Source organism: Roseateles sp. (genome assembly GCF_047654785.1).
GTDB lineage: Bacteria > Pseudomonadota > Gammaproteobacteria > Burkholderiales > Burkholderiaceae_C > Pelomonas.
In genome coordinates, this window is the sequence record NZ_JASGKQ010000003.1 from 461063 (window position 1) to 483829 (window position 22767).

The window sequence follows — 22767 nt, forward strand, 5'->3', positions numbered from 1 at the left end:
GCTGGGGGGTCGATCACGAATCCGTTGCCAGACCCGTTGCTTGTGCTATCGGACGCTGGCCGGCACTTCTTGAGGGCGTTTTGTCAAGAGCGTGATTTATTGAATAAAAGGGCGGGCACCGGCCTGTTCCGGCGATGGGGCGGGCGGCGCGGGAAGTCCCGTGCGGGCGCCGGTCAATTCGGGCGATGGGCCGGGAACGCGCGCCCTACAGTCCGACGCACCGCTGCCGATCGCGCACCCGCGCCCGCCACCGCCATGCCCAGTGCCGACCAGACCGCCCTGAAACTGCTCCAGCGCGCCCGCCCCCTGCTGCTCAAGCAGCAGTGGCACGACGCCATCCCGCCGCTCAAGCAGGTGCTGCGGCTGCGCCCGCGCGACGCCGTGCTGTGGCAGACGCTGGCCCGGGCCTGCCGCGGCGCCGACCGCACGCAGGACTGGCTGCGCGCCGCGGAGCAGGCGTTCACGCATGCCGGCGGCAACGACGGCCTGGCCCAGGAGGCCTGCGAGGACGCCGTCGACGCGGCACTGGCCGCCCACGATCCGGCCCAGGCCGTGGCGCTGGCCGAGCGGCTCGCGCCCGCGCTGCGCGACGCCCGGCCGCGGCTGCTGCGCCTGATGGGCACGGCCCTCAACAAGCTTGGCCGGCCGCAGGAGGCGGTGGCGCCGCTGATGCGGGCCATCGCGCTGCAGCTGGACGACGCCGACGCCCACATGGAGCTGGGCTTCTCGTTCTACGCGCTGAAGATGCATGCGGAAGCGGCCGAGTGCTTCCGTACCGTGTGCATGCTGTACCCGCAGCACGTCGGCGCGCTGGCCTACATGAACGACATGGAGCAGCTGGCCTGCCGCTGGGAGGGTTTCGAGACGCGCAGCCGCGCCTTCTTCGCGGCGCTGGCCGGCGCCAGCCGGCCCAGCTGCTACGTGCCGCCCTTCGCCGCGCTGCTGCTGCCGCACACCTCGGCGCAGCTGCTGGCCGTGTCCCGGTTCGCGTCGCAGAACCTGTGCCGCGGCATCGAGCCGCTGCCGTCCGCCGCGCCGCGGGCCGCGGGCCGGCGCCTGCACGTGGCCTATTTGTCCAACGACTTCCATGGCCACGCCACCGCGTCGCTGATCACCCAGGTGCTCGAAAGCCATGACCGCGGGCGCTTCGAGGTCAGCCTGCTGTCCCACGGTGACGCCGACGGCTCCGAGCTGCGCCAGCGCCTGGTGCGCGCGGGCGAGCGCTTCGAGGAGATGGGCCGGCTGAGCCTGCCCGACATGGCGCGGCGCATCCGGGCGCTGGAGGTGGACATCCTGGTGGACCTGAAGGGCCACACGGCCGGCAGCCGCACGCCGGTGCTGGCCTACCGGCCGGCACCGCTGCAGGTGGCCTGGCTGGGCTTCGCCGGCACCTGCGGCATGGACGAGGCCGACTACGTCATCGGCGACCCCGTCGTCACGCCGCTGGCCGACGCGCCCTGGTACACCGAGAAGATCGCGCAGATGCCGCACAGCTACCAGCCCAACGACGGCCTGCGCAGCCGCGCCGCGCCGCCGCCGCGCCGCGAGCTGGGCCTGCCCGAGGACGCGCTGGTGCTGCTCAGCGCCAACCAGGTCGGCAAGCTCAACCCGGCCGTGTTCGATGCGTGGATGGCGGTCATGCGCCGCGTGCCGCAGGCCGTGCTGTGGCAGCTGACCGGCGGCGACGCCTCCGACGCCGAGCTGCGCCGCGAGATGCAGGCGCGCGACGTGGCGCCGCAGCGGCTGGTCGTGATGCCGCGCGCCGCGCTGCCCGACCACCTGCGCCGCCTCGGCGCGGCCGACCTGGCGCTGGACACCTGGCCCTACAACGGCCACACCACGACCAGCGATGCGCTGTGGTCCGGCGTGCCGGTGGTGGCCGTTCGCGGGCACAGCTTCCCCAGCCGCGTCAGCGAAAGCCTGCTGCGTGCCGCGGGCCTGCCGGAGCTGGTGTGCGACACGGTGCCGGACTTCGTCGAACTGGCCAGCGCGCTGGCCGCCGACCCCGCGCGCCGCGCGTCGCTGCGCGAGCGCGTCCTGCGGGCGCGCGACGAGGCGCCGCTGTTCGACGGCCCGCGCTTCGCGCGCGACCTGGAGGCGCTGTACGAGCGCATGTGGACACGCCACCAGGCCGGGCTGCCGCCCGAGGCGCTTCAGGCGGCGTGAGCCGTGAACCAGCGGTAGGTTTCGCGCAGCCCGTCTTCCAGCGGGATCTGCGCGCGCCAGCCCAGCCCGGCCAGGCGTGACACGTCCAGCAGCTTGCGCGGCGTGCCGTCGGGCCGGCCGGCATCCCAGGCCAGGCGGCCGGCATAGCCGGTGATGCGGGCGATGGACTGGGCCAGTTCGGCGATGCTGCAGTCCTCCCCGGTGCCGACGTTGACGTGGCCGAACTGGGGCTGCATGTGCGCCGCCCAGGCCTCGTGCGGCAACTGCATCACGTGCACGCAGGCGGCGGCCAGGTCGTCCACGTGCAGGAACTCGCGGCGCGGCGTGCCGCTGCCCCAGATGACGACTTCCGGTGCCCTGGCCTGCACGGCCTGGTGGAAGCGCCGCAGCAGCGCCGGGATGACGTGCGAGTTCTCCGGGTGGAAGTTGTCGCCCGGGCCGTACAGGTTGGTGGGCATCAGGCTGCGGTAGTCGCGCCCGTGTTGGCGGTTGTAGCTTTCGCACAGCTTGATGCCGGCGATCTTGGCGATGGCGTAGGGCTCGTTGGTGGCTTCGAGCGGGCTGGTGAGCAGCGCCTCCTCGCGCAGGGGCTGCGGCGCCAGGCGCGGGTAGATGCAGCTGGATCCGAGGAAGAGCAGCCGCTGCACGCCGGCCTGGTGGGCCGCATGCACGAGGTTGCACGTGATCATCAGGTTGTCGTAGATGAAGTCGGCCGGGTAGGTGGCGTTGGCGTGGATGCCGCCGACGCGGGCGGCGGCCAGCACGACGTGGCCGATGCGGTGGCGCGCGAAGAAGGCACGGACGGCGGCCTGGTCGGTCAGATCCAGCTCGGCATGCGTGGCCGTGACGAGCTCGCGGCAGCCCAGCGCCTGCAGCCGGCGCATCACGGCCGACCCCACCATGCCGCGGTGGCCGGCGACGTAGACGGGCGCGTCCAGCAGGTGCAGCGCCATGGTCAGCCGTGGTTCAGTGCGACCGCATGCCCGTGCGCGCGCAGCAGCGCGGTGCGCCGTGCGGCTTCGAGGTCGGTGGCGATCATCTCCGCACACATCTGGCGCACGCCGATCTCGGGCGTCCAGCCCAGTTGCCGGCGGGCCTTGCTGGCGTCGCCGAGCAGGCTGTCCACCTCCGCCGGGCGGAAGTAGCCCGGGTCGACCGCGACCACGCAATCGCCCACCTTCATGCCGGGCGCCTTGTCGCCCGTGACGGCGGCGACGAAGCCGCGTTCGTCCGCCCCGCGGCCCTCGAAGCGCAGCGTCACGCCCAGCTCGGCGGCGCTCCACTGGATGAACTCCCGCACCGAGTGCTGCACGCCGGTGGCGATCACGTAGTCCTGCGGCTGCTGCTGTTGCAGCATCAGCCATTGCATGCGCACGTAGTCGCGGGCGTGGCCCCAGTCGCGCAGGCTGTCGAGGTTGCCCATGTAGAGGCAGCGCTCCAGCCCCTGCGCGATGTTGGCGAGCCCGCGCGTGATCTTGCGCGTGACGAAGGTTTCGCCGCGGCGCGGGCTCTCGTGGTTGAAGAGGATGCCGTTGCAGGCGTACATGCCGTAGGCCTCGCGGTAGTTCACCGTGATCCAGTAGGCGTAGAGCTTGGCCACCGCGTAGGGGCTGCGCGGGTGGAAGGGCGTGGTTTCCGTCTGCGGCGTCTCCCGCACCAGGCCGTACAGCTCGGAGGTGGAGGCCTGGTAGAAGCGGGTCGTCTTCTCCAGCCCCAGGAAGCGGATGGCCTCCAGCAGCCGCAGCGTGCCCAGCGCGTTCACGTCGGCCGTGTACTCGGGCGACTCGAAGCTCACCGCGACGTGGCTCTGTGCGCCGAGGTTGTAGACCTCGTCGGGCTTCACCTGGGCCAGGATGCGCGTCAGGTTGGAGCTGTCGCTCAGGTCGCCGTAGTGCAGCGCGAAACGCTGGTGCTCCACGTGCGGGTCTTCGTAGATGTGGTCCACCCGCTGCGTGTTGAACAGCGATGCGCGACGCTTGATGCCGTGCACCTCGTAGCCCTGTTCGAGCAGGAACTCGGCCAGGTAGCTGCCGTCTTGTCCGGTGATGCCGGTGATCAGGGCGCGTTTCGTCATCGTCGGGGCGGGGTGGTCCGCGTCATGGGGGTGGGCAGATTCTGTCGGTTGCGGCGGCGGGTGGCGTCAATCGCCGGCGATGCCGCAGACGCGCAGGTAGCGGTCCATGGACTTCATCTGCTGCATCAGCGGCGCATGGGCCTGGGCGGTGCGGGCGGCCTGCCGCCACGGTGCGGCCGGCATCTGCAGCGCATCGATGAGGGCCTGCTGCCCGTAGGGGGCCAGCAGGTAGGACGCGGGGGCGTGGTGGTCCAGGAAGTCCTGCAGCGCCATGCAGCCTTCGGACAGCAGCACCGGTTTGCCCAGGCTCAGCGCCTCGGGAATGATGCCGCTCATCTTGGTGCCGTACTCGGCCGGGTCGTAGAAGGCCCAGACCGCGTCGACCTGCGCCATCTGGCGCAGGTAGGTGGCGTTGTCCGTGTCGGCGCTTTCGGCGTGTACCCAGTCGGCGGCGGCGTTGATCCGCGCGCAGTGGTCTTCGCGCCCCGGCGGCAGGTAGATGTGCAGCCGCGTCGCGGGCGTGATGCCGGCCGTGGCCAGCTGCTGGATGGCGTCGAGCATCAGCGCGAAGCCCTTGGTCGTGAAGGGGGAGCCGAAGTAGCCCAGCACCGGCGCTTCGGCGCCCGGCGTGCGCGGCGCCTGCGACAGCTCCCGGATCAGCGCCGCGTTCGTCGCCGCCACGGGCGGCAGCAGCGTGGCGGTGGGCACGAGCTGGTCGCCAAAGCGGTAGCTGCCCGTCTCGGAGTAGGCGAAGAGCTGCCCCGCCGCCGACAGCTGCGCGATGCCGTCGGCCAGCCATCGCGTGAGCGCAGCCTCGGCCCGCGCGTCCTGCGCCCAGAACGAGCAGGGCAGCAGCAGCCCGACCACGACCCGGCAGCCGGGCTTGAGCCGCACGCGCCGGGCCAGCGCGTACAGGTGCAGCGGGTAGGCGGTGGGCATCAGGATGGCGTCCGCCGCCTCGATGCCGGCGCCGGACATGTCGGCGGCCAGCGCGTCGAGCACGGCGTCGAGCCGGGCGGGGTCGTCCGCGAATGCATGGTCGACGCGGCTGTAGCCGTCGACGCGGATCACCGGATGGAGCCGCCCGCGCAGCCGCGGCAGCCGCTGCGGCTGGGCGCCGAGGTGCAGCACGTGGTGCAGCTCCAGCCCCCGCTCCACGGCCAGCGCCTCGTCGAACTCGTGGACCATCGCGTGGTTGTGGCCCTTGCCGCCGCTCAGGCCGGGGTCGAGGTAGAACACCTTCATGCCGGCCGCCTCCCGGCGGCGGCCAGGCTGCGCAGGCTGGCCAGCAGCTGCAGGCCGCCGCCCGCGTGGAGGTGGTCGATGTGGTCGGCTTCGTAGGGCGGGTCCCGCTCCACCGCGGTGAGCGGCAGCGTGGCGAGCAGGGCGGCCAGCGAGCTGGCGCGGTGCCGGTCGAAGAACTGCAGCGCGCCGAAGGTCAGCTCCCGGTTGACCTCGATGTCCGACGACAGCACCGGCACGCCGAGCAGTGCGGCCTCGAGCACGCCGCTGGCGCCCGGCCCGCCCTCGAACAGGCTGGCCTGCACCAGCGCCTGGGCGCCGGCGATCAGCTGCAGCTGATCGTGGCGGTCGATGAGGCCGAGGTCGTGGATGCGGCCGCGCAGCTGGAAGTGGTCGATGAGCCGTTCGATCTGCTGGGCGTAGTCGGCCTTGCGGTAGTCGCCCCGCTCGCCGGTGAACACCAGCCGCAGCGGGCTGGCGGGATGCGCCTGCAGGTGTTCGGCGAAGGCGGTGATGATGAGCTCGTGCTGCTTGTGCAGCCAGCGCTGGCTGCAGCTGATGACGTAGGGCGTGGTGATGCCCAGCCGGTCGCGGGTGGCCTGGCCGTCCTGCCACCCGGCCGCGACGTCGGAAAAGATCTGCGGGAAGCGGTACAGGCGCTGCCGGTTCGCCGCAGCGCCGTAGAAGCGCTGGATGTCGGCCAAGACGGCGCCGGAGTTGACGAACACGCCCCAGCTGTTCTCCACCAGCGCGCGGAACTGCTGGTCGCGGCCGAAGCGCTCGCGCTGCGTGAAGAAGTGCGGCAGGTGCTGGTGCTGGAAGTCCGGGATGTAGGCGGCCCAGGGCAGCGGGAAGTCCGCGCCCAGGTTCTCGCCGGTCGGGCCGATGACGTCGAGGCCCAGCACCTGCGCGGTGGCGGGCAGGTCGCGGTAGAACAGCACGTGCTCGAGCTGCGGCGCGGCGTCGAGCAGACACTTCAGCGGGCCGCCGGCGTTGAGCTGCTCGCGGCGCAGCGGCAGGAAGTCGGTGACGCCGTCCTGCACCGACGTCGGCAGGTTGGTGTGGCGCATCAGCAGGTGGACCGAGGCGTTCTGCGCCGGCGCCGCGCGCAGCAGCGCGTCGAGCACGCTGCCGAGGAGGTTGGCGCCGCCCATCCAGCTGGTGAAGTAGTCGCCCAGCAGGGCCACCGCCATTTTTTTCATGATGTGCCCTCAGGCTTGCAGGGGTTGGACGGCGCCGGCGTGGTAGCCGCGCAGCAGGTCGCAGATCTCCTGCAGCTCCGCGTCGGTGATGGCCGGGTAGCTGGGCAGGTTGAGGCCGCGCCAGGCGATGTCCTCCGCCACCGGGTGCCGCTGGTAGCGCGCGGCATACATCGGCATGGTGTGCACCGGGCTGAAGGCCGGCCGGGTCTCGACGCCGGCCCGCGCCAGGTGGCGGCGCAGCGGATCGCGGTCGGCGGCGTCCTCCACGAGGACGGTCACCATCCAGTGGCTGTTGCCGACGTCCGGCGCATCCTGCTGGAACTGCAGCGGCACGCCCCGCAGCGCCTGGCGGTAGCGCTGCGCGAGTTCGCGCTTGCGGGCGATGAACTGCTCGGCGCGCTCCAGCTGCGCCAGGCCGAGCGCGGCGCACAGGTTGGTCATGCGGTAGTTGAAGCCGACCACGTCATGCCAGTACTCCCGGTGCGCGGCCAGCCCCTGGCCCTTGAAGTGCCGGGCGCGCTCGATGATGGTGCGGTCGTTGGTCACGACCATGCCGCCTTCGCCCGTGGTGATGGTCTTGTTGCCGAAGAAGCTGAAGGTGCTGACGTCGCCGAAGCTGCCGACGTGGCGGCCGTGGTAGGTGGTGCCGAAGGCTTCCGCGCAGTCCTCGATCAGGAAGATGCGGTGCTGGCGGCACAGCGCCTGCAGCGCGTCCATGTCGCAGGGGTGGCCGTACAGGTGGACGGCCATGATGGCCTTGGTGCGCGGCGTGATGCGGCGCGCGACGTCCTGCGGGTCGATCTGCCAGGTGTCCGCCGTCGAATCGGCGAACACCGGCGTGGCGCCGGTGTAGGCCACGGCGTTGGCCGAGGCGACGTAGGTCAGCGTCGGCACGATCACCTCGTCGCCCGGGCCGATGCCGAGCGCGACGAGCGCCAGGTGCAGCGCGACCGTGCCGTTGCAGACCGAGGTGGTGTGCGACACGCCGATGCGCTCGGCGAACCGCGTCTCGAACTCGGGGATGTAGCGGCCCTTGGACGAGATCCAGGAGGACTGCAGGCAGTCCATCACATAGGCCTGCTCGTTGCCGGACAGGTCGGGGCGGTAGACGGGGATGCGGATGCTCATCGCGGGGCACTTCCTGCGGGTCGGGTGGAAGTCGATTCTGTGGGCGCTGCATTGCCCCCGGTCACGCGATCTGCCGCAGGTTTCCCTTGCAACTGCACGGAACGGCTTGAACGGCGGCCCAGGCTTCACAGCCGGCCGGCCGCCGAACAGATGTCATCTGGTGGCAGCCAGGCGCTTGGCAGGAACACCGAAAACGGAAGTTTGGGCGCGGACGTTCGAGATCACGACGGCACCGATGCCGACCGTGGCGCCATGGCCGATGCGCCGGCCGGGATGGATGGAGCTGGCGCACCCTAGCGTCACGTCGCTGCCCACCTCGACGTTGCCGTTCACGTTGTTCGAGCCCAGCAGCGTCGAGTAGCTGCCGACCACGGATTCATGCCCCACCCCCGATCGGCAGTTCAGCGTGGCGAACTCGCCAATGGAGGCGTTCGTGGAGACCGTGCAGAACGGGCAGATCACCGCGCCGCGGCCGATCGACACGTTCAGGCCGATGAGCGCCGAGGGATCGACATAGGTCTCGGCGACCCAGCCGCGTTCCAGCGCCGCCTGGACGAGTTCCCGCTTGACCCGCGGCGAGCCCACCCCAACGATGAATCGAGCCGGGCCCTGCACCGCATCGAGGGTGAGCACGGGCAATCCCAGGCACTCGTCGGTTGCAGGCGGGGCGGTCTGGACCAGCGCGGTCGGCATCGCATGGCCCGGCAGCCGTGCCATCCAGCCCAACAACTCGCGGGCCAGGCCTCCCGCGCCGAGGATGACCAAGGGCAGAGCGGGGTTCGCAGGCATCACAGGCTCCTCTCCATTGCAAGATAGTCGTGCGCAGGCTCGCCCACGACGGCGAATTCATGCCGCTCGTACAGGCGTCGGGCGGCGGGGTTGTCACGCCGGACGTGCAGGGCGATGGCCTTCACCCCCGGGCTCTGCAGCGCCACCGAATGAAGCAGCCGCATCAAGCGGTCGCCGCAACCGCGGCCCCGCGCGTGAGGTGCGACGAACAGTTTGGCCAGGTACAGGCTGTCCGGCGTCCGGATGTCCGCCTTGGACCGCTGCAGGTCGCGCAGGCGCTGCTTGATGGCGGCCCAATCGGCGTCGCAGTACGGCAGCAGCATCTTGAGGGTCGTTGCCTGGCGCGAAAACATTTCTGGAAAGCGGTAGGCGCACAGGAAGCCGGCCAGCTTCGCGTTGTCGAGGACGAGGTGCGGGCCGAAGCAGTCCGACATGGGCTCGGCAAGAAGTGCCGTGGCGACGGGTTGCAGTCGCGCCGCCGTCAGGCCCAGTGCGGCAAAGAAGTTCGGATCGGCCCCGACGCAGCCCTGCGCGAACAGCGCCGGATCGATGGCCTGCGCGCCGTGCCCGTCATCGCGATGCGGCTGCGCCGGCTTCGGCGTCATCGGCACGTCCGGCCGCCGTCGACCACCAGGTCGATGCCCGTGATCCACCGCGCCTTGCCGCTGCTCAGGAAGTCCACGGCATCGGCCACGTCCTGGGCCTGGCCGAGGCCCAGCGGATATTGAGCCGCGATCCGCGCGAACTCTTCGGGCGCCAGGGCGCGCCTGACCTGATCCGCCTTGCGGCCCTCGATCCAGCCGGGCGACACGGTGTTGACCCGGATGCCCTTGCGCGCGAATTCCACCGCCATTGACCGCCCGGCGGCGACCATCGCGGCCTTGGATGCCGCGTAGGCACTGAGCCCGGCTTCACCGAGCCGATGGGCAATGCTGGCGACCAGCGTCACCGACCGCGGCGCTTGCGCATGCGAGTACTTGGCGCTCGAGAAGAACCGGCATGCGTCGAACACGCCCTGGACATTGACGTCCAGATGGCGAGCCAAATGGCCGTCGCTGAGCACTGACAGCGGCGCCACCTGGTGATGGCCGGCCACATAGACGAGGTTGGCCAGGCCAACGGGCCGGCAGGCCTCGAAAAGCGCCTTGACGGATTCCACGTCGGCGACATCGCAATGGACGTCGTAGCGGCCCGTCGACTGCGGCAGCAGACCCCGGCCGAACAGATCCGGATGCCTGCTGGCCGCCACGATGGCGTCGCCCCGCTGCGCCAGGACGGCGCAGATGGCCGCGCCGATTTCGGACGCGGCACCGATGACCAACGTGGCACGCTGCATGGCTCTGCGCTATGCCGACTTCAGCGATCGAATCAGCACCGCCAGGGCGGAGATGCTGGCGGCCGACCGGAGATGCTGGTCCGACAACACGACGCCATATTCGTCCTCGACTGCGGTCATCAACGTCAACGCGGCCAGGGAGTCCCAACGGGGATGGGTGTGGAAATCAAGGTCTGCAGGCAGCTGCGACGCATCGGCTTCCAGCGTCTCTGCCAATATTTCAATCAATTTATCGGTCATTGCTCTATAACTCCCATGGAAATGCAGGGCTTGAGCACAATGTCGGCAGCGCCCCAACTCAAGCCGACACCAAATCCGGACAACAGGCAATGCAAGGAAGAACTCGTGTCGGGCTCGCTGGCGATCAGCATCGGAATGGTGGCCGATGATGAATTGCCGTACCTTCTCACCACCCGGTCCGGCATCGCAGTTTCATTGACGCCGAACTTCTTCCTCAGCCGGTCGATGATGAATGCATTGGCTTGGTGGAAATACAGCCGTTGATAGTCCGAGAAGGTCGTGCCACGGTCCCGGATGAAGGCATCCAGGAACTGTGGCACCACCGTCTGGGTAAACGCGAAAACATCGCGCCCGTTCATCCGCAACTGCTCCTGGCTGCGCCAGTTGCCCTCGCCATCCATTTCCATCTGCGACGTTGCCGCGCAGCTGGGGCGGCGCGCGCCGCCTGCCGGGATGATGAGCTTGTCAAAGCCGGCGCCGTCATGGCGGATCTCGATATTGATCGGTGAAGCCGCCGCGTCCTTTCGCAATACCGTGACGGTGGCCGCATCGCCGATGAGGGGGTAGGAATTCCGGTCGCGGCTGGACACCCGCTGGCTGAGCACGTCCCCTGCGAGGATGACCGCGCAATGGGCATCCGTGGCGCTCAGGAATGCACAGGCTTCAAACAGGCCCTTGATAAAACCGTTGCATCCTTCATTGATGTCGGCGCAATATGCACCGGCTTGCAAGCCGAGCCGGCCATGCAGTGCGGCGCTGGTCGGAGGGATGACGTAGTCAGGCGTCTGCGATACGAAATAGACGGCATCGATTTCATCCGTCTTGAGCGTGCCGCGTTCGATGAGGTGGGAGAATCCGGTCTGTGCGAGATCCGCCGTCGTCACGCCCGCGGGGGCGACGCGATGTTCGCCATAGCCCATCAGTTCCTTGAGCTTGATGCTGCTGGCCTTGTCGTGCGAATAATTCTCGATTTCATCATCGAAGTATGAGATCTGGCGTGGAACCACGCCGATGCAGGCTGCGATGGACACGCCGGTGAAGCTGGCCTTCATGTTCAACCTGCTTTCGACAAGGCGCCAACCAGCGCCGACATCGCGGCGATGGTCGCAAAATTCTCCGGAAGAATCATCTCGCCCGGAATCGTGATGCCGAAGTCGGCTTCCAGGTCTGACGTGAGCATCACGATATCGAATGAATCGAGCAGGCCGTCACCGATGAAATCCATCGACGATTCGTAGTCGTACTCGGGATGTCTGCTCCGCAGCATGGCGAGGAGTTGCGCTTCAGTGGCTGTCATGAGAGTCCCGGAAAATGATCAGTTGAGCGACGCTGCGAGCTTGAGGCGGTCGATCTTTCCGTTCGCACTCAGCGGAAGCTCTTCAACGATGCGGATGATGGTGGGCATCATGTATTTCGGAATGCGTTGGCCCAGTTCGCGGCGCATTTGGACGATGTCCGAGCTGGCGTCGACCTTGAGTACGGCGAACAGCACGATTTGACGAAGGGATGCCGGGTAGAGGATGCATGCCTGGGCCACTTGCGCGAGTTTCAGGGCCGCAGCTTCGATCTCGCCGAGCTCGATGCGGTGGCCATTGTGCTTGATCTGCGAGTCCTTGCGGCCGAGGAAGGTGATGCAGCCGGTTTCATCGCGGCGAACCAGATCGCCGGTGCGATAGATCAGGTCGCGAAATCGCTTCTGCAGCGGGTTTTGCACGAATACGGTGCTGGACCGCTCCGGATCATTCCAATAACCGAGGGCGAGAGAGCTGCCTCGCACGCAGAGTTCGCCTATCTGACCGGCGGCGCAGGCCTGGTCGTGCTCGTCGAGGAGGATGACGTCAGTATTCTTGCAGGCATGCCCGATCGGAAGGATGTCGCCGGCATAGGGTTCGTGGAATGTGAACGCCGTGCAGTCCACCGTGATCTCGGTGGGGCCATAGAGGTTGGAGAACAACGCTCCCGGCAGTGCCTTGACCCAGGCATTGATTTGCGCGACAGGCATTTGCTCGCCGGCGAACAGCACATGCTTGACGGAGGTGGGAGGAAATTTATCCAGGAGGCCTGAATTGGCGACAGCGACCAGCACCGACGGTACCCAGAAGATGGTCGTGATGGCCTTGGCGCTGAGATAGTCGAGGATCAGCTTTGGAAATGCATACAACCCGTCCGGCGGGATGTGCAGCGACGCGCCGGTAGCGAATGACAGATAGAGGTCGAGCGTGGAGTTGTCGAAATAAAAAGGCGCTTGGCTCGCAATTCTGCTCGTGTCGTCCACCGGGTATGATTGGCGCGCCCATTCGATATAGTCGATGACACTCCGGTGTGAAATCGTCACGCCTTTCGGAATGCCGGTCGAGCCAGATGTGAAGATCACATAGCAGGGATCGAGATCGATTCTGTCGGCGAGCCGGTGCCTGGCCGCGGCAATGGCCTGGTCGACGACCTGGATCGTGCAATCCGGTTCGATGTCGGACGCAATGCAAATGACGGATTCTTCGCTGCCGGAAATATCTCGCGCCAATACGTAGGTGGTTTCGGTGCAGATCAGCACGGTATCGCCAATCTGGCCGACAATCGTGCGTAGCCGTTCGGCCGGCGATGCGCCATCCAGCGGGATATAGACGCCGCCGGCAAATACCGACGCCACGATGGCGACGACGGCTTCGGCCGATTTCGGCACCAACACGGCGATGGGATCCCCTGGCGAGACGCCGCGGTCAGCCAGCAGGCGTGCCAAACGGTCCGCAGCCACCACCAGCTGGGCAAAGCTGATGGCGCGGCGCTCGTCTTCCAGCGCGAGCCGGTTCGGCCAGCGCCGGGCCGATTCGAACAGGTACTCGGCGACGTTGATTTGCATGTGGGTTGACGCATGGGGCCGGCGCATGGCCGCGATCTGGCGGTTCGGGCGCTGGTGTACGGTGCTGCGAGCGGCTGTGTTGTCAGGGGGCCTGGGATGGATCCTCGCGGGAGACATGATGGCCAGTCCGGGGCGGCGTGAATCCGCGGATGAGGCGGCGGAAGGTCGCGCTGATCCTGAACTCGGGCGGCAGTGTCGTCCAGGAAATGCGGTAGCCAGCCGAGGGTGTGCAGGCGCTTCCCGGCAAAGCGCCCCGCTCGTGCAGCAAGGCTGTAGGAATTTGCCTGACAAGCCCCGTCGGCAACCCTGACGCTCCGCGCGGAATTGGCCCGATGTTGCGCCCCATCTCGACTCTTCAGAATTCGTTCCACGCTGCACCGACATGCACAGCAAGGAGCCGAACATGAACACCGAGCAAATCCTCACCGAGATCCGCGAAGCCAACCTGTCCTACCTGATGCTGGCGCAGAGCCTGATCCGCGCCGACCGCGAGCAGGCGCTGTACCGGCTGGGCATCAGCGAGGACACGGCCACGCTGATCGGCACGCTGAGCCCGGCGCAGGTCATGAAGATCGCCGCCGGCAACACGCTGCTGTGTGCCTTCCGCATGAGCGACGACCTGGTGTGGGGCCTGCTGACCAACCACAGCAAGCCCGGCACGAACGAGAGCGTGTCCCGCCTGCATGCCTCCATCCTGATGGCCGGCCGCCACGAGCACGCCTAGGGCTGTCGGCCCCCGGCCCGGCGGGTACGCCGGGCCACCCCCCGAGGGGGTGCGGACCGTCGCGGGGCCGACCCCGCTCCGACGTCCGCTGCGGGCCGGCTTGGGAGCGGCCCGGCGCCGTCCCGCAGTCCGACACACCGTCCACCGAGAATCGAGAAAACACCATGCGCGTCAAGAGCATCCTCACCGAAGCCAAGCAGATCGAACGGGCCGTGCAGCTCATCCACCTCGGCGCCCGGCTGCAGGTGCTGGAGTCGGAGACCGATCTGTCCTATGAGCGCCTGCTGCGGCTGTACAAGGAGGTGGCGGGCAAGTCGCCGTCCAAGGGCCAACTGCCGTTCTCGACGGACTGGTTCATGACCTGGCAGCCCAACATCCACGCCAGCCTGTTCCTGAACATCCACGAGTACCTGAACAAGGCCGCCGAGATGGACGAGATCGACACCGTCATCAAGGCCTACCAGCTCTACCAGGAGCAAGCCACCAGCCAGGGCCTGGAGGCGATGCTGTCGGTCACGCGCGCCTGGCGCCTGGTCAAGTTCGTCGACAACGGCATGCTGACGCTGACCAAGTGCTCCAGGTGCAGCGGCCAGTTCGTCACCCACCCGCACGAGATGGCGCGCCACTTCATCTGCGGCCTGTGCAACCCGCCGGCGCGGGCGGGCAAGGGCAGGGCGCAGGGTTCCATCCAGATGCACTGAGCCTGGCGGCCGCCGGGAGCCCGCGTGGGGCTATCCGGTCATGGTTTCCGCGATCAGGATTTCCGCCGGGATGCCCAGGCTGTGGTGCAGTCGGCGGATCATGGGCAGGGTCAGGGGGCGCTTGCGGTTCAGCACTTCGTAGACGCGGTTGCTCTTGCCGATGAGGGGCTCCAGGTCCTTGACGGACAGGCCGCTCTGCTCCATGCGGAACTTGATCGCCTCGACGGGGTCGGGCGGTTCGATGGGCATGTGCCTGGCCTCGTAGGCTTGCACCAGCGTGGCCAGGATGTCCAGCCTGTCCCCCTCCGGCGTGCCGGACTCGGGGTCGTGTTCCGCAGCCATCAGCGCGGAAATTTCCCGCAGCGCGGCCTGGTGGTCTGCGGCGGTATGGATGGGACGGATGTTCATGGGGGCCTCCAAGGGGTTCAGTCCATATCGACGGTGAGCGCATCGACGGCGTCATAGTCCTGGTGCGTGCCGACGAACTTCACGTAGACGATTTGCAGCCGGTAGGCGATGGCCACGATCAGTCGGTAGTCATTGCCCTTGATGTTGAAGACCACGCGGCGGTTCTTCAGCACGCTGGCGCTGCGGTATTGGGCCCTGATGTCGGCAGGCTGTGCCCAGGCGGCATGCGTCGCTTCCTCGTGCCAGGCCTTCAGCGCTTGTTCGGCGTCGGGATGCCGCTCCCAGAATGTGCGCAGCGTGGACACGGCAATCACTCGCATCGTGTCAGTTTAGTCCCAATTTGGGACTGATCGACTGCCCACAATGTCACCCATGAACTCTGGCCCCATCACCCTCGTCACCATCGCCCGCAATGAAGCGCCGCGCATCGCGCGGCTGCTGGACGACACGGGCTGCGAGGCCGAGGCCGCTGCGCCGTGCGCCGCCCACCCCCGCCCGTGCTGAAGCGCCTCGTCACGGCCTGGCCGCTGTCGGCGCTGCTGGTCTGGCTGGCGGCCTGGCTGGGCCATGCGGCGTTGCTGGGCTGGGGGCGGGAGGCGGCCGTCGTCGGCGGCGCGCTGCTGGGCGCCGCGCTGGCGCTGCTGTACCGCGCGCGCTGGCGCCGGCTGATCGCGGCGCTGGGCTTCCCGCTGTCGGCGCTGGCGCTGGGCTGGCAGGGTGGTGCGCCGCCGCCGATGTGGCTGCTGCCGCTGGCGCTGCTGTGGTGGCTCTACCCGCGGCGCAGCTGGAGCGAGGCGCCCGTGTTCCCGACGCCGCGCGGCGCGCTGGCCGGGCTGCCCGGCCAGGCGCCGCTGCCGCCCGGCGCGCGCGTGCTGGACGCCGGCTGCGGCGCGGGCGATGGCCTGCGCGAGCTGCTGCGCGCCTACCCGCAGGCCCGCGTGGAGGGCGTGGAGTGGAGCCGGCCGCTGGCGCTGCTGGCCCGCTGGCGGGGGCGCGGCGCCCTCGTGCGCCGGGGCGACCTGTGGGCCGACGACTGGGCGCCGTTCGCGCTGGTCTACGTGTTCCAGCGGCCCGAATCCATGCCGCGCCTGTGGGCCAAGGCCTGCGCGGAGCTGGCGCCCGGCGCCTGGCTGGCCAGCCTGGATTTCGCCGTGCCCGGCGCGGCGCCGGTGGCGAGCTGGCAACTGCCGAGCGGCCAGTCCGTGTGGCTTTACCGGCCTGGGCGGAAAGCGCCGTCAAAGCCTGCCAATTGAACGCATCCCCGCGGGGCCGGGGCGGCATACTTTCTTCAGCCCTCCCGGCTTCGGGCCGACGGGGCCCGAACACCTCCACCCCTTCAGCGCATGTTCGTCATCATCGGCTGGGCCGTCTCCATGGCCTGTATCTTCGGCGTGTTCATCGCCCACGGCGGGAACATCAGCGTGATCCTGCATGCGCTGCCGTGGGAAATGATCACCATCTTCGGCGCCGCGATCGGCGCCTTCCTGGCCAACAACCAGATGAAGGTGGTCAAGGCCACGGGCCGAGGGCTGGGCCTGTGCTTCAAGGGCAGCAAGTACAGCAAGGCGCGCTACATGGAGCTGCTGGCGCTGATGTACGACATCCTGCAGAAGGCCCGCAAGGAGGGCCTGATGTCGATCGAGAAGGACGTCGAGGACCCGCACAGCAGCCCGCTGTTCCAGAAATACCCGACGGTGGGCAATGACCACCACGTCACCGAATTCATCACCGACTACCTGCGCATGATGGTGTCGGGCAACCTGAACGCGCACGAGATCGAGTCGCTGATGGACAGCGAGATCGAGACCCACCACCAGGAGGAGCACGCCGCCGTCGCCGCGCTGCAGCGCCTGGCCGGCGGCCTGCCGGCATTCGGCATCGTCGCGGCCGTGCTGGGCGTGGTGAACACCATGGGCTCGGTCGGCCAGCCGCCGGCGGTGCTGGGCGGCATGATCGGCTCGGCGCTGGTCGGCACCTTCCTGGGCATCCTGCTGGCCTACGGCTTCGCCGAGCCGCTGGCCGGCCTGCTGGAGCAGAAGGTGGAAGACGCCGGCAAGGAATTCCAGTGCATCAAGACGACGCTGCTGGCCAGCATGCAGGGCTACGCGCCCCAGGTGGCCATCGAGTTCGGCCGCAAGGTCTTGTTCTCCGGCGACCGCCCCAGCTTCAGCGAGCTGGAAGGCCACGTGAAGAAGAAATGATCCGCCTCGCCTTGACCCGCCTGCCAGCGCCGCTGGCGGCGCCCCTCGCGCAGCCGCCGTCGAACTGGCTTGGCCAGGCGACTGGCGGTGCCTCCCTGGGGGGAAGCTGAATGGCGGGAGACGCCAAAAAACTTCAGCCCATCATCATCAAGAAGGTGAAGAAGGGCGGCCACGCGGCGCATGGCGGCGCGTGGAAGATCGCGTATGCGGACTTCGTCACGGCCATGATGGCCTTCTTCCTGCTGATGTGGCTGCTCGGCTCCACGACCGAGGGCGACAAGAAGGGCATCGCCGAGTTCTTCCAGTCGCCGCTGAAGATCGGCATGGCCGGCGGCTCGGGCTCGGGCGATTCGTCCAGCGTCGTGCGCGGCGGCGGCAAGGACCTGACCCGCGAGACCGGCCAGGTCAAGGAAGGCGAGAGCAGCGCCCGCCGCACCCGCTACACGCTGCGCGCGCTGAAGGAAGAGCAGCGCAAGGCGGAGCGCTCGCGGCTGGAGCAGCTCAAGGCCAAGGTCGAGCAGGTGCTGGCCGACAACCCCAAGCTCGCCGCTTTGGGCGGCCAGATCCGCCTGGACATGACCCGCGAGGGCCTGCGCATCCAGATCGTCGACGAGGGCAACCGGCCGATGTTCGACAGCGGCAGCGCCATCGTGAAACCCTATATGCGCGAGCTGCTGCAGGAGCTGGGCAGCGTGCTCACCGAGGTGCCCAACCGCCTGACCGTGGAAGGCCACACCGATGCCCAGCCCTTCTCGGCGGGCGACAAGGGCTACAGCAACTGGGAGCTGTCCGCCGACCGCGCCAATGCCTCGCGGCGCGAGCTGGTGGCCGGCGGCCTGCAGGAGGCCCGCATGCTGCGCGTGCAGGGCCTGGCGGCCAGCAAGCTGCTGGACGCCGCGGACCCCAACGGCGCGCTGAACCGGCGCATCAGCATCATCGTGATGAACCGCGACGCCGAGGACGCGGTGCTGAAGAACCTGCCCGAGGACACCGATCCCGACGCGCCCATCGGCGAGATCGAGTCCACGCAAATGCCGCAGAGCGGAAAAATGCCGCACGCGCCGCTGGCCGTGCCTTCGCCCCGCACCCCTGAACACTAGACTGCGGGCCACCCCCTGAATCCCGCCCCCGAGAGAGAGGATCGCCATGAGCGCTGACATGAAATTCCTGGTCGTTGACGACTTCTCCACCATGCGCCGCATCGTGCGCGGGCTGCTGAAGGAGATCGGCTACAACAACTGCGAAGAGGCCGAGGACGGCGTCGAGGCGCTGAGCATGCTCAAGGGCGCCAAGTTCGATTTCGTCGTCAGCGACATCAACATGCCCAACATGACGGGCTTCGAGCTGCTCAAGGCCATCAAGGAAGACCCCAACCTCAAGCACCTGCCGGTGCTGATGGTCACCGCCGAGGCGCGTAAGGAGGACATCGTGCTGGCCGCCCAGTCCGGCGCGGCGGGCTACATCGTCAAGCCGTTCACGAAGGCGACGCTGGAAGAGAAGGTCCTGAAGATCATGCAGAAACTGGCCGCCGCGGCTTGACGGCCAACAAGGAGGGGACTGTCATGTCGTTGGATCAGTTGGACCAACTGGGCAAGGCGCAAGAGCCGCTGCTCGTCTCACCCGAGGTGTTCCAGCAGCTCGGCACCATCACCCGCACGTTGCACGACACCATGCAGCGCCTGGGCGTCATGCCCAAGCTGCAGGTGGCCACGGACGGCCTGCCCGATGCGCGCAGCCGCCTGAGCTACATCGCCACCAAGACCGCCGCGGCCGCCGAGAAGGTGCTGAACTCGGTGGACCAGGCCAAGGCCGAGCACGCCGGCATCAGCCAGGCCACCCAGGAGCTGGCCGCCGCCATCGTCGCCGACCCGGTGCGCGCCGTCGCCAGCGGCGCGGTGATGAACTTCGTCAAGGACGTCGAGGCCCGCACCGCGAGCATCGACGGCCACCTGACCGACATCATGCTGGCGCAGGACTTCCACGACCTGACCGGCCAGGTGGTCGCCAAGGTCGTCACGCTGGCCAACGACCTGGAGGACAGCCTCGTCAAGCTGCTGGTGCAGGTCGTGCCGCCCGAGCAGCGCGAGAAGGTGGACCCGAACATCCTGCAGGGCCCGGTCGTGAACTCCGAAGGCCGCACCGACGTGGTGACCAACCAGGGCGAGGTGGACGACCTGCTGGCCAGCCTGGGCTTCTGAACGCCCGCCGCCACATGCTCCCGGAAGCCGGCCTCGCGCCGGCTTTCTGCTTTTCCGGCGGCCTGGTTCAGGCCGTGAACAGCACGGTCAGTCCCCCGCTTTTCCCGCTCAAGTCCGGGGCGGCGGCCGCGAACAATCCTGGCCAGCGCTGAAGAACCGCCATGGCCGACCAGGACGCACAGGACCGCAACTTACCCGCCTCGCCCAAGAAGATCGCCAGATCGCGGGCCGAGGGCCAACTGCCGCGCTCGCGGGACCTGCCGCATTTCGCGCTGATGGTGAGCGGCGGCGCGGTGCTGACTGCGGCCGGTCCGCGCATCGTCGAGAAGCTGCGCCAGACGCTGGCCTCGGCGCTGCAGTTCGACGCCAGCCTGCTGGCCCGGCCCGGCTTCATGGGCGAGCGCCTGGCGGACATGACGATCGCCTTCGCGCTGGTGGCCGGCCCCATCGCCGTGCTGCTGATGCTGGTGGGCATCGCCAGCAACCTCGCCAGCGGCGGCTGGAACTGGACGACCAAGCCGCTGCAGCCCAAGTTCACCCACCTGAACCCGCTGCCCGGCCTCAAGCGCCTGTTCTCGGGCCAGGGCCTGGGCGCGGCGCTGAAGGCCGTGCTGCTGGCGCTGGTGCTGGGCGTCGTCGGCGGGCTGGTGCTGAAGGACCGGCTGGCGACCTACGTGGGCATCATGTCCGTGCCGCTGCCGTCCGCGCTGGCCTACGCCGGCCAGCAGCTGATGGGCGGCCTGGCGCTGCTGGCCATCGCGCTGGCGCTGTTCGCCGCTGTCGACGTGCCGCTGCAGCGCCAGCTGTGGCTGCGCCGCATGCGCATGACGCGCGAAGAGGTCAAGCAGGAGCTCAAGGAAGTCGAGGGCAACATGGAGGTCAAGGCCAGGATGCGCGCCAGGATGCGCGAGATGGCCCGGCGCCGCATGCTGGCCGCGGTGCCGCAGGCCGACCTGGTGGTGATGAACCCCACCCACTACGCCGTCGCGCTGAAGTACGACGAGGGCAGGATGGCCGCGCCCAAGGTGGTGGCCAAGGGCGCCGACCTGCTGGCGCTGAGGATCCGCGACCTGGCCAAGGACGCCAAGGTGCCGGTGCTGCAGCAGCCGGTGCTGGCGCGCGCGCTGTACGCGCACGCCGAGCTGGACCGCGAGATCCCCGCCGCGCTGTTCGGCGCCGTCGCCCAGGTGCTGGCCTATGTGTACCAGCTGCGCGCCGCGATGCGGTCGCGCGACGTCGCGCCGCCGGACCTGCCGCACCCGCACGTGCCGCCCGAGCTCGATCCGCACAACCAGCCAGGCTGGGCGCCCGACGAGGACTGAATGAGCCCATCCCCCACCGGCTTCGCCGCACCCAGGTCACGGGCCTCGTCCAGCGGCCGCCACCCGGCCACCCGGAGCCATTGACATGACACCGCTGATCCAGAAACTGCAGAGCCTGCTCGGCCCGCGCGCCGGCGTCATCGGCGCGCTGGGCGCGCCCATCGCGGTGCTGCTGGTGCTGGCGATGATGGTGCTGCCGCTGCCGCCCTTCGCGCTGGACCTGCTGTTCACCTTCAACATCGCGATGGCGGTGATGGTGACCATGGTGGCGGCCAACATGGTCAAGCCGCTGGACTTCGCGGCCTTCCCGACCGTGCTGCTGCTGACCACGCTGATGCGGCTGTCGCTGAACGTCGCGTCCACCCGCGTCGTGCTGCTGGAGGGCCACACCGGCACCGGCGCGGCGGGCAAGGTGATCGAGGCCTTCGGCCACTTCCTGATCGGCGGCAACTTCGCGGTCGGCCTGATCGTGTTCGCCATCCTCGTCGTCATCAACTTCATCGTCGTCACCAAGGGCGCGGAGCGCATCGCCGAGGTCGGCGCGCGCTTCACGCTGGACGCGATGCCCGGCAAGCAGATGGCCGTGGACGCGGACCTGAACGCCGGCCTCATCAACGAGGCCGAGGCCAAGCGCCGCCGCGCCGAGCTGGGCGACGAGGCCGACTTCTTCGGCTCCATGGACGGCGCCAGCAAGTTCGTGCGCGGCGACGCCGTCGCCGGCATGCTGATCCTGGTCATCAACATCGTCGGCGGCTTCGTCATCGGCGTGGCCCAGCACGGCCTGTCCGCCGGCCAGGCGGCCGACAGCTACATCCTGCTGGCCGTCGGCGACGCGCTGGTCGCGCAGATCCCGGCACTGCTGATCTCGGTGGCGGCGGCGATGGTGGTGTCGCGCGTGGGCACCGACAAGGACATCGGCAGCCAGATCGGCCGCCAGGTGTTCGGCTCGGCCAAGAGCCTGGCCATCACGGCCGGCGTCATCGGCGCGCTGGGGCTGATCCCGGGCATGCCGCACGTCGTCTTCCTGCTGATCGCCAGCGGCCTGGGCTACCTGGCCTGGTGGCTGCGCAGCAAGGAGCAGCAGGCCGCGCGGGGCGGCGAGGCCGTCCAGCCCGCCGCGCCGCCCGCCGAAAGCGGCGGCGAGGCGAGCTGGGAGGACCTGGTTCCCGTGGACACGCTGGGCCTGGAGGTGGGCTACCGCCTCATCACGCTGGTGGACAAGGGCAAGGAGGGCGACCTGCTGTCCCGCATCAAGGGCGTGCGGCGCAAGTTCGCGCAGGAGGTCGGCTTCCTGCCGCCGCCGGTGCACATCCGCGACAACCTGGAGCTGCGCCCCAGCCAGTACCGCCTGTCGCTGCGCGGCGCGGTCGTCGGCGAGGCCGAGGCCTTCCCCGGCATGTGGCTGGCCATCAACCCCGGCCACGCGACGCAGAAGCTCATCGGCACCGCGACCACCGACCCCGCCTTCGGCCTGCCGGCCGTGTGGATCGAGGAGCGGCACAAGGAGATGGCCCAAATGAGCGGGTTTACGGTCGTTGATTGCTCGACCGTCGTGGCCACCCACCTCTCACACTTGATGCAAGTCCATGCAGCCCGCCTGCTGGGCCGCATGGAGACCCAGGCGCTGGTGGAACACCTCACCAAGCAGGCCCCCCAACTCATCGAAGACGTGATTCCCAAAATGGTCAGCATCGCCACCCTGCAACGCGTGCTCCAGCTGCTGCTGGAGGAGGGCGTGCACGTGCGCGACATGCGCTCCATCGTCGAGTGCCTGGCCGAGAACGCCGCCACCGTGACCGACCCGCAGGAGCTGGCGCGCCGCATCCGCATGCACATCGCGCCGGCCATCGTGCAGCAGATCTACGGCTCCACGAAGGAGCTGGACGTGATCGCGCTGGAGCCCGAGCTGGAGCGCCTCGTCACCCAGGCCCTGAACTCCCCGCACGGCGCCGCGCTGGACCCCGGCGTGGCCGACACGCTGGCCCGCAGCGCCGCCGACACCGCCCAGAAGCAGGAAGACCGCGGCCTGCCCGCCGCGCTGCTGGTGCCCGACCCGATCCGCGCCCCCATGGCCCGGCTGCTGCGCCGCGCCGCGCCGCGCCTGAAGGTGCTGGGCCACAGCGAGATCCCTGAAACCCACACCATCCGCATCGGCTCCATCATCGGAGGCACAGCATGA

Annotated in this window: 25 protein-coding genes; 11 read left to right on the forward strand and 14 right to left on the reverse strand. The window is 68.8% G+C overall.

Features of this window, described 5'->3' with window-relative positions:
* Positions 1-255: 255 nt before the first annotated feature.
* Complete coding sequence (locus QM788_RS11230) at positions 256-2166, forward strand: UDP-N-acetylglucosamine-peptide N-acetylglucosaminyltransferase (RefSeq protein WP_415661571.1); 1911 nt, start codon at positions 256-258, stop codon at positions 2164-2166.
* Here QM788_RS11230 and fcl read toward each other — a convergent pair.
* The 12 genes from fcl to QM788_RS11290 form a co-directional block, all read right to left on the reverse strand.
* Positions 2154-3119 carry a GDP-L-fucose synthase gene (gene fcl / locus QM788_RS11235; RefSeq protein WP_415661572.1) on the reverse strand — a complete coding sequence of 322 codons (966 nt, stop codon included), beginning with the start codon at positions 3117-3119 and terminating at the stop codon, positions 2154-2156. The two genes, QM788_RS11230 and fcl, sit on opposite strands and share 13 nt — an antisense overlap.
* Positions 3120-3121: 2 nt before the next feature.
* The gene (gene gmd / locus QM788_RS11240) at positions 3122-4240 is read right to left on the reverse strand and encodes a GDP-mannose 4,6-dehydratase (RefSeq protein ID WP_415661573.1); all 1119 of its coding nucleotides are present in this window, start codon (positions 4238-4240) and stop codon (positions 3122-3124) included.
* A 66-nt stretch (positions 4241-4306) separates the two neighbouring features.
* Positions 4307-5485: a hypothetical protein gene (locus QM788_RS11245; protein ID WP_415661574.1), complete on the reverse strand. Its 1179-nt coding sequence runs from the start codon at positions 5483-5485 to the stop codon at positions 4307-4309.
* On the reverse strand, positions 5482-6684 hold the full coding sequence (locus QM788_RS11250) for a glycosyltransferase (protein ID WP_415661575.1): 1203 nt from the start codon (positions 6682-6684) through the stop codon (positions 5482-5484). The genes QM788_RS11245 and QM788_RS11250 overlap by 4 nt, the downstream gene beginning before the upstream one ends.
* A gap of 9 nt (positions 6685-6693) precedes the next feature.
* Positions 6694-7812: a DegT/DnrJ/EryC1/StrS family aminotransferase gene (locus QM788_RS11255; RefSeq protein ID WP_415661576.1), complete on the reverse strand. Its 1119-nt coding sequence runs from the start codon at positions 7810-7812 to the stop codon at positions 6694-6696.
* 153 nt (positions 7813-7965) lie between these two features.
* Positions 7966-8601 (reverse strand): hypothetical protein, encoded by a 636-nt coding sequence (locus QM788_RS11260; RefSeq protein ID WP_415661577.1) that lies wholly within the window; start codon positions 8599-8601, stop codon positions 7966-7968.
* A complete protein-coding gene (locus QM788_RS11265) occupies positions 8601-9206 on the reverse strand; it encodes a GNAT family N-acetyltransferase (RefSeq protein ID WP_415661578.1) in 606 nt (201 codons plus the stop codon). The genes QM788_RS11260 and QM788_RS11265 overlap by 1 nt, the downstream gene beginning before the upstream one ends.
* The gene (locus QM788_RS11270) at positions 9203-9937 is read right to left on the reverse strand and encodes an SDR family NAD(P)-dependent oxidoreductase (RefSeq protein ID WP_415661579.1); all 735 of its coding nucleotides are present in this window, start codon (positions 9935-9937) and stop codon (positions 9203-9205) included. The genes QM788_RS11265 and QM788_RS11270 overlap by 4 nt, the downstream gene beginning before the upstream one ends.
* A 9-nt stretch (positions 9938-9946) precedes the next feature.
* Positions 9947-10177 (reverse strand): acyl carrier protein, encoded by a 231-nt coding sequence (locus tag QM788_RS11275; RefSeq protein WP_415661580.1) that lies wholly within the window; start codon positions 10175-10177, stop codon positions 9947-9949.
* Positions 10174-11229 carry a 3-oxoacyl-[acyl-carrier-protein] synthase III C-terminal domain-containing protein gene (locus QM788_RS11280; RefSeq protein WP_415661581.1) on the reverse strand — a complete coding sequence of 352 codons (1056 nt, stop codon included), beginning with the start codon at positions 11227-11229 and terminating at the stop codon, positions 10174-10176. Before QM788_RS11280 ends, QM788_RS11275 begins: the two co-directional genes overlap by 4 nt.
* A 2-nt stretch (positions 11230-11231) precedes the next feature.
* A complete protein-coding gene (locus QM788_RS11285) occupies positions 11232-11474 on the reverse strand; it encodes an acyl carrier protein (protein ID WP_415661582.1) in 243 nt (80 codons plus the stop codon).
* Positions 11475-11492: 18 nt separating this feature from the next.
* Positions 11493-13034, reverse strand: a complete 1542-nt coding sequence (locus QM788_RS11290; RefSeq protein WP_415661583.1) for an amino acid adenylation domain-containing protein — start codon at positions 13032-13034, stop codon at positions 11493-11495.
* Positions 13035-13437: 403 nt separating this feature from the next.
* Here QM788_RS11290 and flhD point away from each other — a divergent pair, with 403 nt between their 5' ends.
* Together flhD and flhC are read left to right on the forward strand one after the other, a co-directional pair.
* Positions 13438-13758, forward strand: coding sequence for a flagellar transcriptional regulator FlhD (gene flhD / locus QM788_RS11295; RefSeq protein WP_415661584.1), 321 nt, complete (start codon positions 13438-13440; stop codon positions 13756-13758).
* A 164-nt stretch (positions 13759-13922) separates the two neighbouring features.
* Positions 13923-14459: a flagellar transcriptional regulator FlhC gene (flhC, locus tag QM788_RS11300; protein WP_415661585.1), complete on the forward strand. Its 537-nt coding sequence runs from the start codon at positions 13923-13925 to the stop codon at positions 14457-14459.
* A gap of 30 nt (positions 14460-14489) precedes the next feature.
* Here the strand turns inward: flhC and QM788_RS11305 are convergent, their stop codons facing one another.
* Positions 14490-14867, reverse strand: coding sequence for a helix-turn-helix domain-containing protein (locus tag QM788_RS11305; RefSeq protein WP_415661586.1), 378 nt, complete (start codon positions 14865-14867; stop codon positions 14490-14492).
* A 17-nt stretch (positions 14868-14884) separates the two neighbouring features.
* Positions 14885-15187 (reverse strand): type II toxin-antitoxin system HigB family toxin, encoded by a 303-nt coding sequence (locus QM788_RS11310; RefSeq protein WP_415661587.1) that lies wholly within the window; start codon positions 15185-15187, stop codon positions 14885-14887.
* A 52-nt stretch (positions 15188-15239) separates the two neighbouring features.
* Between QM788_RS11310 and QM788_RS11315 the strand changes: the two genes are divergently transcribed.
* From QM788_RS11315 to flhA, 8 genes are all read left to right on the forward strand, one after another.
* A complete protein-coding gene (locus tag QM788_RS11315; RefSeq protein WP_415661588.1) occupies positions 15240-15371 on the forward strand; it encodes a hypothetical protein in 132 nt (43 codons plus the stop codon).
* Positions 15365-16120: a class I SAM-dependent methyltransferase gene (locus QM788_RS11320; RefSeq protein ID WP_415661589.1), complete on the forward strand. Its 756-nt coding sequence runs from the start codon at positions 15365-15367 to the stop codon at positions 16118-16120. The genes QM788_RS11315 and QM788_RS11320 overlap by 7 nt, the downstream gene beginning before the upstream one ends.
* Positions 16121-16210: 90 nt before the next feature.
* Positions 16211-17068: a flagellar motor stator protein MotA gene (gene motA / locus QM788_RS11325; protein WP_415661590.1), complete on the forward strand. Its 858-nt coding sequence runs from the start codon at positions 16211-16213 to the stop codon at positions 17066-17068.
* Between the two features lie 110 nt (positions 17069-17178).
* Positions 17179-18168, forward strand: a complete 990-nt coding sequence (motB, locus tag QM788_RS11330) for a flagellar motor protein MotB (RefSeq protein ID WP_415661591.1) — start codon at positions 17179-17181, stop codon at positions 18166-18168.
* A gap of 46 nt (positions 18169-18214) precedes the next feature.
* Complete coding sequence (gene cheY, locus QM788_RS11335; protein ID WP_233371843.1) at positions 18215-18607, forward strand: chemotaxis response regulator CheY; 393 nt, start codon at positions 18215-18217, stop codon at positions 18605-18607.
* Positions 18608-18630: 23 nt separating this feature from the next.
* Complete coding sequence (locus QM788_RS11340; RefSeq protein ID WP_415661592.1) at positions 18631-19266, forward strand: protein phosphatase CheZ; 636 nt, start codon at positions 18631-18633, stop codon at positions 19264-19266.
* Between the two features lie 161 nt (positions 19267-19427).
* Positions 19428-20588 carry a flagellar biosynthesis protein FlhB gene (flhB, locus tag QM788_RS11345; protein WP_415661593.1) on the forward strand — a complete coding sequence of 387 codons (1161 nt, stop codon included), beginning with the start codon at positions 19428-19430 and terminating at the stop codon, positions 20586-20588.
* Positions 20589-20673: 85 nt separating this feature from the next.
* Positions 20674-22767 (forward strand): flagellar biosynthesis protein FlhA, encoded by a 2094-nt coding sequence (gene flhA, locus QM788_RS11350; RefSeq protein WP_415661594.1) that lies wholly within the window; start codon positions 20674-20676, stop codon positions 22765-22767.